The following is a 10,073-nucleotide window of genomic DNA, read 5'->3' as shown; positions in this document are numbered from 1 at the left end:
GGAAGGGGTGGGGGGAGGGGAGGGAAAACAGCTGGCGCGCGCTCCCCCCCCGGGGGGGGGGGGCCCCCCCGCGGACCGGCCGGGATCAGGCGTCGATGCGGGAGCGGTCCAGGGTGGCCGCCGAGTCCACGATGAACTCCTTGCGCGGGGCGACGTCGTTGCCCATCAGCAGGTCGAAGACCTTCTCGGCCTGCTCCAGGTCGCCCAGGTTGATCCGGCGCAGCGTGCGGTGGCGCGGGTCCATGGTGGTCTCGGCCAGCTGGTCGGCGTCCATCTCGCCCAGGCCCTTGTAGCGCTGCACCGGGTCCTTCCAGCGCATCCCCTTGCGCTGGAACTCCAGCAGGGTGGAGCGCAGCTCGGCGTCGGAGTAGGTGTAGTGGTACTTCTCCTGGCCGCGCTTGGGGTTGGTGAGCTCGATCCGGTGCAGCGGCGGCACGGCGGCGAAGACCCTGCCCTGCTCCACCATCGGCCGCATGTAGCGGTGGAAGAGGGTCAGCAGCAGGGTGCGGATGTGCGAGCCGTCGACATCGGCGTCGGCCATGAAGATGACCCGGCCGTAGCGGGCCTGGTCGATGTCGAAGGTGCGGCCCGAGCCGGCTCCTATGACCTGGATGATCGCGGCGCACTCGGCGTTCTTGAGCATGTCGCTCACCGAGGCCTTCTGCACGTTGAGGATCTTGCCGCGGATCGGCAGCAGCGCCTGGAACTCGGAGTTGCGGGCGAGCTTGGCGGTGCCGAGCGCGGAGTCCCCCTCGACGATGAACAGTTCGCTGCGGTCGACGTCGTCGCTGCGGCAGTCGGCCAGCTTGGCGGGCAGCGAGCTGGTCTCCAGCGCGGTCTTGCGGCGCTGGGCCTCCTTGTGCTGACGGGCGGCGACCCGGGTGCGGGCGGCGGCGACGACCTTCTCCAGGACGGCCCGGGCCTGCTGCTTCTGGTCCTTCTTCGCCGAGGTCAGGAAGGCCTTGAGCTCCTTGGCGACGACGGCGGCGACGATCCGGTTGGCCGCCGAGGTGCCGAGCACCTCCTTGGTCTGGCCCTCGAACTGCGGCTCGGCGAGCCGGACGGTGACCACCGCGGTGAGGCCCTCGGTGGCGTCGTCCTTGGTGATGTCGTCCTCGGCGACGCGCAGCAGCTTGCTTGCCCGCAGCGCCTCGTTGACGGTCTTGGCGAGCGAGCGCTCGAAGCCGGTGACGTGGGTGCCGCCCTTGGGGGTGGCGATGATGTTGACGAAGGAGCGCAGGGTGGTGTCGTAACCGGTGCCCCAGCGCAGCGCGATGTCCACGCCGAGGTGGCGGGTGACCTCGGTGGGGGTCATGTGGCCGAGCTCGTCCAGGACGGGCACGGTCTCCTTGAAGGTGCCCTCGCCGCGCAGCCGCAGCACGTCGGAGACCGGCTTGTCGGGGGCCAGGAACTCGCAGAACTCGGCGATGCCGCCGTCGTAGTGGAAGACCGACTCCTCGACCTGCTCGCTCTCGGTGAGTCGCTCGTCACGCACGATGATGGTCAGGCCGGGCACCAGGAAGGCGGTCTGCCGGGCGCGGCTGTGCAGGTTCTCCAGCGAGAGCTTGGCGTCCTTGAGGAAGATCTGCCGGTCCGCCCAGTAGCGGACCCTGGTGCCGGTGCGGTTCTTCGGCACCTTGCGGGTCTTGATCAGCCCGTTGGCGGGCTCGAAGGGGGCGTCCGGGCTCGCCTCGGTGAAGATGCCGGGGGTGCCGCGGCGGAAGCTGATCGCGTGGGTGTGGCCGCTGCGGTCGACCTCGACGTCCAGACGGGCGGAGAGCGCGTTGACGACCGAGGCGCCGACGCCGTGCAGCCCGCCGGAGGCCGCGTACGAGCCGCCGCCGAACTTGCCGCCCGCGTGCAGCTTGGTCATCACGACCTCGACGCCGGACAGCCCGGTCTTGGGCTCCACGTCGACCGGGATGCCGCGGCCGTTGTCGCGGACCTCCACCGAGGAGTCGGCGTGGAGCACGACCTCGATGCGGTCGCAGTGGCCGCCCAGTGCCTCGTCGACAGAGTTGTCGATGATCTCCCAGAGGCAGTGCATCAGGCCGCGACTGTCCGTCGAGCCGATGTACATGCCGGGCCGCTTGCGGACGGCCTCCAGGCCCTCCAGGACGAGCAGGTGCCGCGCGGTGTAGTTGGAACCGTCGTCGCCGGCCAGCAGCGCGGACGGCACGGTCGTTTCGGCACTCACGCGGCACTCTCCTCGGTGAAGTTCTGTCTCATCGGTCACATCGTGGACGGATCGGGACCGACCGCCAGTGCAGCACGCCGCACCGACAGCCGTGGCTCAGCGTGCCCGCACCACTGCGCCGGGTGCACAGCACGTCGGCCCGGCCTCGCGCAGCTTGTACGCGCTACGCGAACAAGGACCGTGCCCGGCCGTGGACGCCGGGAGCGCCATTTCCTCCCGGTACCACCGGTCCTGGCGGTTCGTGGGGTCCGGCGCAGGCTCCGGAACTGCCGTTATGCAGGCTACCGGGGCCCGGGACGGGGCTTATGCTCCAACCCGGCAGAGGATTATGCTACGCGGACCTCGCACCCGATCCCGATCGGGCGTTCGAGCGAGGGTCGGATCCCGGGATCCGGCACGCATGAACCACCGGCGCCCGGGGCACGTCCTCATCAACACAGCAGAATCCTCAGAGAAGAAAAGCCACGAGCGGGAACGTTTTCGGCCTGGTTGGATGTTGACCCTGGTACGACAGCTCGTCGAGCTAGAGAAGAGGCGACGTGACTACTGTTCTGACCCCTGCGAGCCCGCTCACCGCGGCTGACCGCTGCGACCGCTGCGGCGCCCAGGCTTACCTGCGCGTCGTACTCGCCAGCGGCGGAGAGCTGCTCTTCTGCGCCCACCACGGCCGGAAGTTCGAGCCCGAGCTCAAGAAGATCGCCGTGGAGATACAGGACGAGAGCGGCCGTCTCACCACCAGCACCACCGTGACGGCCACTGACGACGAGCGCTGATCCCAGGCGCCGCAACCAGCAGCCAACGTCCCGAGCTGTGTCCGGCCACGCACCGCGCGTGACCGGTGAGCCGGGCGGCCGACCCTTCTGGGGCCGACCGCCCGGCTCAGCTGTTGTCCGGGGGCTGGACTCGAAACAACGTCAGCCCGTCACCATGCCCTCACGTTCAGCGACGCTCACAGCACCGAACGCACCGCGTCCGTGACCGAGGACAACCGGGTGTAGACACCGGGGTGGGCCGCCTCGGCGCAGCCCGTCCCCCAGGAGACCAGGCCGACCAGCCTGCCGCCCACGATCAGCGGGCCTCCGCTGTCGCCCTGGCAGGCGTCCTTGCCGCCCCGCTCCTCGCCCGCGCAGACCATGCCCCGGGCGTCGAACTTGCCGTCCGGACCGCCCGGGTAGGCGTGAGCACAGGTCTGGTCCGCGACCACCGGCACCTCGACCCCGCGCAGCACCGGCGAGTAGTCGCCCCGCCCGGTGGTGTCGCCCCAGCCGAACACCTGCGCCCTGGTCCCGGCCGCGTACGGTTCCGTCTCACCCTGCCCGACCAGCTCCACCACCGGCCGCGAGCCCTGGGAGCCGGCCAGGGTAAGCACCGCGACGTCGTTCATGTTCGCCGCGAAGTTGTAGTCGGGGTGGATCCAGACCGACTGGACGGGCACCTCGCGGCCGGCCGAGCCCCGCAGGTCGTCCCGGCCGACGATCACCTTGAGCCCCGGCCGGTCCACCCGTCCCTTGGCCTCGTCGTAGAAGCAGTGCGCCGCCGTCACCACCTTGGTCGGGGTGACCAGCGCTCCCCCGCAGAACTGGCCGGAGCGCCCGCTGCCGAACTGCTGGCGGCTGGACAGCGCCACGATCCAGGGGTGGTCCGCGGTGCTCACCATGCTGCCGCCGACCACCCGGCGCTGCGCCTCGGCCGGGGCCGCCGCACCGAGGGCGACCAGCGGCACGGGCGCGGCGGCGAGCAGCGCCAGGGCGGCGGCCCGTCGGCGGCGACGGCCCGCCCGGATGGTGGCCGGATCGGCCCGGGGCGGGACGGGGTTGGACAGAACAGCGCGGTCCTGGTCGGTCAGCACCGGTGACTCCAGAAGGTTCGGCGGCAGGGCAACCGGCACAGCGTAGGTGACCGACTACGGGGCGCGACTGACTCCCGTCATGCCGCCACCCGGACGAGCGAAAAGCGCCACCCGTCCGCTGACGAACCCGCGTCCGGACAGCCCGAAGGCCCGGAACCGTACGGTTCCGGGCCTTCGTTGCTCAGTGTGTGCCGCTCGGAGCCGGTGCCCGGTGAAGGCACCTGCCCGCCGATCCGACTTGCCGGACTCCGCTCGCGGCGGGGGATCAGTCCAGGTAGTCGCGCAGCACCTGGGAGCGCGACGGGTGGCGCAGCTTCGACATGGTCTTCGACTCGATCTGGCGGATGCGCTCACGGGTGACCCCGTACACCTTGCCGATCTCGTCGAGCGTCTTCGGCTGACCGTCCGTCAGGCCGAAGCGCATCGACACCACGCCGGCCTCACGCTCGGAGAGGGTGTCCAGCACCGAGTGCAGCTGCTCCTGGAGCAGGGTGAAGGAGACCGCGTCGGCCGGAACGACCGCCTCGGAGTCCTCGATCAGGTCACCGAACTCGCTGTCGCCGTCCTCGCCCAGCGGGGTGTGCAGCGAGATCGGCTCGCGGCCGTACTTCTGGACCTCGATGACCTTCTCGGGGGTCATGTCGAGCTCCTTGGCCAGCTCCTCCGGCGTGGGCTCGCGGCCCAGGTCCTGGAGCATCTGGCGCTGGACGCGGGCCAGCTTGTTGATGACCTCGACCATGTGCACCGGGATGCGGATGGTGCGGGCCTGGTCGGCCATGGCGCGGGTGATCGCCTGACGGATCCACCAGGTGGCGTAGGTCGAGAACTTGTAGCCCTTGGTGTAGTCGAACTTCTCGACCGCGCGGATCAGACCGAGGTTGCCCTCCTGGATCAGGTCCAGGAAGAGCATGCCGCGGCCGGTGTAGCGCTTGGCCAGCGAGACCACCAGGCGGAGGTTGGCCTCCAGCAGGTGGTTCTTGGCGCGACGGCCGTCCTCGGCGATGATCTCCAGCTCGCGCTTGAGCTTCGGGGCGAGCTTGTCGGCGGCCGACAGCTTGTCCTCGGCGAACAGACCGGCCTCGATGCGCTTGGCGAGCTCGACCTCCTGCTCGGCGTTGAGCAGCGGGACCTTGCCGATCTGCTTCAGGTAGTCCTTGACCGGGTCGGCGGTGGCACCGGCGACGGCGACCTGCTGGGCCGGCGCGTCGTCCTCGTCGTCGTCGGAGAGGACGAAGCCCTCCGACTCCTCCTCCGGACCCTCGGCCTCGGCCTTGTCGCCCGGCAGCGCGACGTCCTCGAGCAGCTCCTCCTCGCCGAGCAGCTCCTCTTCGCCGCCCTTGGCGGACTTGGCGGTGGTGGTCTTCTTCGCGGCGGCCTTCTTGGCCGGCGCTGCGGTCTTCTTGGCCGCGGCCTTCTTGGCCGGGGCGGCCTTCTTCGCCGGAGCCGCCTTCGCCTCGGCGACCGCGACGGCCGCCTCCTCGACGGTGATCTCGGCGGAGACCGTGGGGGCCGGGGCCGCCGCGGCGGCCGCGACAGCCGGAGCCGCGACGGGTGCACCCGGGGCGATCCGCACGGGCGGCTTGGTCGGAGCCGACGACGCGGCAGGGGTCCGGGTGGTGACAGCCTTGGTGGCGGTGCGCTTGGCGGGGCTCTTGGCAGCAACGCTCTTGCGCTTGGCGCCGGCCGGCTCGGCCGCGCTGACCATGAGGTCCACCCCCTCCTCAATCAGGACCTGGTTGAGGCTGCGCATGACGTTCTTCCACTTGGTGACCGGGATCTGGTCCGCCTCGAACGCCTGGCGTACGTCGTCACCGGCGATCTGCCCCTGGGCCTTGCCCCGCTCGATGAGCGCCAGCAGAGCCGCGGACTCGGCGATCTCGGGGGGAAGCGAACGGGATGTGCTGGCCGACACGAACAACCTCTCGGACGATGAGTGGACTCGAACCCGTACCGGCCGCCCGAGCGGGCGGGGAAGGAGATCGCGCTTCGGACGCGCGGTGTCGATTCCGACCGACTCGGGCTTGAGGACTGGGTTTGCAGGACGGCAGCAGCGCCGCAGACCAACACAGCATTCTGGCATGTTGGGGTATTCCGGAGCTGCTTCCGCTCAGGACACATCGCTGCTACTCGTCAAGTGTTACGCATGGCCTTCGTGTCGCGGGTCACACCGCTCGGCACCCGCGGCCTCGGGGCCGACTCCCATCATCGCGCACTCGTTCCCGGGTTGATTGGCATGAACGGGACGTGGACCGTCGCAGGTCATCCGGGTCGGGCGCCTCACGGTCCACCGGGTCGCGGCGCGCAGAGGCCCTCCGGCTGCGCCGCGCGGGTGCGGCCGGAGGGCCTGGAGGAGCGGGCCGCGCCCGGCGGACCCGCTCGCGGAGAACAGCCCGCTCAGTGCTCCCGGGGCGCGGGGACGGAGGGCTCGATCTCGGGATGGACGGTGAGCAGCGCCCGCATCGCGGCCTCGCCCGCGGTGCCGTCGCCGGTGCCCAGCGCGTCGACCAGCCGGGCGTGCAGACTGACCGAGGACTCGGAGGGCCGCTCGCACGAGATCGCCGGGCCGCCCGAGACCTGCAGCGCACAGGAGATGATCCCGGACAGGTGCTCCAGCATCCGGTTGCCGGCCATCTGCAGGACCAGTCCGTGCAGCTCGGCATCGGCCCGGGTGTAGGTCGACAGGTCGGCCTGGGCGGCGGCGTGGCCCATGATCTCGATCAGCTCCACCAGCCGCTGCTGGACGTCCTCCCGGCCGTGGCCGGCCGCGAGCCGGGCGGCCAGCGGCTCGATCGCCCAGCGGAGCTCGAACAGCTCCCGGCGCTGCTCGTCCCGCTGCGGACCGAAAGCGCGCCACTCGATGATGTCCGGGTCCAGCAGGTTCCAGTCACTGACCGGGCGGACCCGGGTGCCGACGTTCGGGCGGGCACTGACCAGGCCCTTGGCCTCCAGCACGCGCAGCGACTCGCGGACGACGGTCCGGGACACCTCGAACCGCTGGCCGATCTCCTCGGGCACGAGCGGACGGTCGGCGCCGAGGTCGCCGGAGACGATCATCTGGCCGAGCTGCTGGACCAGCTGGCCGTGCAGACCACGGCCCCGGCTGCTGGTGGTCTTCCGGCCGACCCGGGTGAGGTCGGACTCGGCGCCCTCCCAGCGGGGCGCCGGCGGCGTCGGCCGGTCGGCGTACGAGTAGCGGTCCAGATCGCCGGAGCCGTGGATCGGCCCATCGGCGGAACGGGCGGGGGTCATGGTGGGGTGCGCAAGGGTACTCACGCCTCATTTGTCGGCGATCCGCCGACGCAGCTTGAGAATTCTCGTGAAAAGCACACGAAAGGGTGATCGGCCGCGACTGGATAATTGACTTCTTATCAGGAAGAACCGTTCATTACGGTCACTGCTGGTCGATCTTGGTGGGTCAAGGCGGGGCAGCCTGCCGGGCAGCCGACCGCTCGGCGGCGGGAGCTACAGCAACCCGGCGGGGGAGCCATAGCACCCCGATGGTAGGAGCCACAGCAACCGGCGACGGCAGCTACAGGGCTCGGCGGCGGGCCTGGACGAGCAGTGCGGCGAGCAGCAGGGCAGCGCCGGGGGCCGCGACCGCCGCGAGCAGCGCCGGGTCCGCCAGCGCCGAACCGCCGACCGCCGCCTGGCGCGCCCCGCCGTACACCCAGCCGTAGGCCCACTCGATGCCGGACTGGAAGGGCAGCAGCCCGGCCGCCCGGCTCGGCCAGGGCCGACCGGTCCGGCGCAGCAGCAGGGCCACCCCGGCCTCCAGCAGCGGCGGCAGCGCGCACAGCAGGAGCATCCCGGCGGCGGCGCTGCGGGCCAGCGAGGCGGTCAGCACACCGGTCCACGCCGCCACCACGGTCAGCAGCACGAACGCCAGCAGCGCAGCCGGTACGCCGTGTCCGGCCACCAGCGCCAGCGGGGCGAAGCCGCCCGGCAGGTCACCGAGGCCGTCCAGCCCCAGGGCGTCCAGTGCGTCGGCCACCCGCGCCGAGAGCGCCGCCGGGTCCGACCAGGCCTCCACGGTCACCCCGGCCGGCAGCGTGAGGTGTACCGCCACCGCGTCGAGCAGCAGGGCTGCCAGCGCCAACAACGCCGCCGCCGGGCCGACCACCACCAGCTTGGCCAGCAGCAACCGCACCCGGCGCGAGTACGGCACGTGCGAGGCGGCCAGCCCCGGGTAGCGCACCTCGTGCCCGTAGGAGAGCGCGCCCAGCAGACCGGCGCCGAGCGCCGTGAAGGGCAACGGGACCAGCGGAACGGCGGCGGTCAGCAGTCGCACCCCGGTCGGGGCGGCCAGCCGACCCGCCGGGGCCTGGCTCGCCAGCACGGCGGCCACGACGACGTCGCAGAGCAGCACGGCGGCGAGCAGCAGCCAGGTGGAACGCAGGCCGCGCAGGCGGCGCAGTTCGTAGGCCAGGACACGCACGGTTCACTCGCTCCGGTGGTCGTCGGGGGTGGCGGGGGCCTTGCCGGTGGTCAGGCGGCCGAGGCGGACGGTGTCGTCGGTGAGCAGGTCGTCGGCGCTGTCCCGGCGGCGCGGGGGCTGAGGCACCGTGCGGGCGGAGTCGTCCGCCGGGGCGGCGGCGCTCGCCATGGCGGTGGCGCCGCTTGAGGTGGTGGCGCCTGCCGTGGCGGGGGCGCCGGTTGGGGCGGTGGCGCCGGTCGGCGCGGGATCCGGCACGGGGGCGGTGACGTGCCCGGGGGCGGCCTCGTCGCGGAAGAACCGGTCCAGCGCCACGGTGGGGGCGGGGTCGGCCTGACGGGCGGATGCCGTGCCGAGGGCAGGAAGCGCGGCCCGCAGGGCGGCGACGGGCAACGCCCGGGTGGGCAGGAAGGCGTCGGCCCGGCCACGGCCCTCGGCGGAGGGCTCGGGGACCACGGGCTGGCGGGCCGGCTCCAGATGCGACCCCGCGTGCGGGTCGGGCGGCGGACCGGCGTTCGGGTCCGGATGCGGGTCGGGTTGCGGCTGGTCGGGCTCGGCAGCCGCGTCGGGCTCCCGGTCCGGCGTCTGCTGGAGGCCGAGATGGCCGGAGCGTCCGGAGGGGGCCGGCAGGGCGGCTCGGGGCACCGGTTGCTCGACCACCCGGTCGGCCAGCTCGTGCAACAGGATGCCGTGGCGGTAGGCGAGTTCACCGATCTCGGTGCGGTCGAGGCCCGCCACCGCGAGGCCCGCGCCGCCGTCCCGGCGCACCTCGGCGCCCTGGCTGACCAGCAGGTCGGCCAACCGCGCCATCTGCGGCCCCCGCACGGCGACTTCGGGGCTGAGCCTGGTCCGGCAGAACTCCGACACCGGCTGGTCGGCCACCAGTCGACCACGGTCCAGGGTGACCACCCGGTCCGCCAACTGCGCCGCCTCCTGCGGGGTACGGGTGGTGACCAGGACCGTCCCGCCCGCGACCGCGAAGGACCGCAGGAAGGAGTGGAACCACTCGACGTTGCGCGGCGACAGCCCCTCGGTCGGCGCATCCAGCAGCAGGGTGCCGGGATCGCCGAGCAGTGCGGCGGCCAGGCCGAGCCGGCGGTGCATGCCGGGCGAGAAGCTGCGCAGCCGGTGCCCGGCGACGGCGGCCAGCCGAGTCTGCTCCAGCAACTCGTCGGCCCGCCGCACGGGGACGCCGACCGCTGCGGCCAGCATCCGCAGGTGGCCGCAGGCCTTGCGTCCCGGGTGACCGGCACCCTCCCCCGGCCCGGCCAGCAGCACACCGACCTCGCGCTCGGGGCGGCGGATCCGGCGGTACGGCCGACCGTCGAAGAGCGTCACGCCCTGGCCGCGTTCCAGTTCGAGCATCAGCCGCAGGGCGGTGGTCTTGCCCGCACCCTCCTCACCGAGCAGCACCGTCACCATTCCCGGCCGGGCGTCGAAGGTCAGATCCAACAGGGCGGGCGGGACGCCTTTGCGATACGCCCTGGTCAGTCCGGTGATCTGGATCATCGCTGGCTGCTCCCATGCGCTCGGCCGACCTTCTCGACGCCAGCACATTAGGGGGCAGCACCGCCGAATCCGGGCATTATCGAACC

At 72.1% G+C, this 10,073-nt stretch carries 7 protein-coding genes; 1 reads left to right on the top strand and 6 read right to left on the bottom strand.

The window, feature by feature from the left end; genetic code table 11:
* Window positions 1-85 precede the first annotated feature (85 nt).
* The gene (locus ACZ4WV_RS20740) at window positions 86-2,197 is read right to left on the bottom strand and encodes a DNA gyrase/topoisomerase IV subunit B (protein ID WP_465748729.1); all 2,112 of its coding nucleotides are present in this window, start codon (window positions 2,195-2,197) and stop codon (window positions 86-88) included.
* Between the two features lie 539 nt (window positions 2,198-2,736).
* Between ACZ4WV_RS20740 and ACZ4WV_RS20735 the strand changes: the two genes are divergently transcribed.
* Window positions 2,737-2,970, top strand: a complete 234-nt coding sequence (locus ACZ4WV_RS20735; protein WP_380454747.1) for a DUF7455 domain-containing protein — start codon at window positions 2,737-2,739, stop codon at window positions 2,968-2,970.
* A 176-nt stretch (window positions 2,971-3,146) separates the two neighbouring features.
* Here ACZ4WV_RS20735 and ACZ4WV_RS20730 read toward each other — a convergent pair whose 3' ends face one another.
* The 5 genes from ACZ4WV_RS20730 to ACZ4WV_RS20710 all read right to left on the bottom strand — a co-directional run bounded on the left by ACZ4WV_RS20730 (window position 3,147) and on the right by ACZ4WV_RS20710 (window position 9,987).
* Complete coding sequence (locus tag ACZ4WV_RS20730; RefSeq protein ID WP_465748801.1) at window positions 3,147-3,980, bottom strand: S1 family peptidase; 834 nt, start codon at window positions 3,978-3,980, stop codon at window positions 3,147-3,149.
* A gap of 331 nt (window positions 3,981-4,311) precedes the next feature.
* Window positions 4,312-5,964: an RNA polymerase sigma factor gene (locus tag ACZ4WV_RS20725; RefSeq protein WP_465748727.1), complete on the bottom strand. Its 1,653-nt coding sequence runs from the start codon at window positions 5,962-5,964 to the stop codon at window positions 4,312-4,314.
* A 476-nt stretch (window positions 5,965-6,440) separates the two neighbouring features.
* On the bottom strand, window positions 6,441-7,319 hold the full coding sequence (locus ACZ4WV_RS20720; RefSeq protein WP_465748725.1) for a FadR/GntR family transcriptional regulator: 879 nt from the start codon (window positions 7,317-7,319) through the stop codon (window positions 6,441-6,443).
* A 256-nt stretch (window positions 7,320-7,575) separates the two neighbouring features.
* Window positions 7,576-8,481, bottom strand: a complete 906-nt coding sequence (locus ACZ4WV_RS20715) for a hypothetical protein (protein WP_465748723.1) — start codon at window positions 8,479-8,481, stop codon at window positions 7,576-7,578.
* Between the two features lie 3 nt (window positions 8,482-8,484).
* Entirely contained in the window at window positions 8,485-9,987 is a 1,503-nt protein-coding gene (locus ACZ4WV_RS20710) for an ABC transporter ATP-binding protein (RefSeq protein WP_465748721.1), read from the bottom strand.
* Window positions 9,988-10,073: the final 86 nt, after the last annotated feature.

It is taken from the genome of Kitasatospora sp. NPDC029312, assembly GCF_055569215.1.
This window is presented reverse-complemented; position numbering and strand designations above follow the sequence as displayed.